Below are 297 nucleotides of genomic sequence, written 5' to 3' on the forward strand. Positions count from 1 at the left end.
CCCAGCTGCCCCACAACGCCTGCACGATCTGGATGACCTCGTGGGCGCGCTCGTACTTCTCCGCGCGCGGCGGGACCTCGCTGCCGAAGTTCGCCGCGGCAGCGGGATCGGAGGTGGTCACCGCGTTCCAGCCGGCTCGACCGTGGCTGATCACATCCAAGGCCTTGAACTGGCGGGCGAGGTTGTAGGGCTCGTTGAAAGTGGTGGAGGCGGTGGTGACCAGGCCGATCCGCTCGGTCTCCCGCGCGAGGACGGTCAGCAGCAGCAGCGGCTCGATCGCCTGGCGCGGTGCGTGGT

General features: G+C 69.4%; 1 protein-coding gene. It reads right to left on the bottom strand.

What is annotated here, in order from left to right; genetic code table 11:
* The coding region (locus tag CUZ56_RS14885) for an LLM class flavin-dependent oxidoreductase (RefSeq protein ID WP_126981200.1) at positions 1 to 297 on the bottom strand (297 nt) is incomplete at both ends.

The organism is Saezia sanguinis (assembly GCF_003991585.1).
GTDB classification, from domain to species: Bacteria; Pseudomonadota; Gammaproteobacteria; order Burkholderiales; family Burkholderiaceae_C; genus Saezia; species Saezia sanguinis.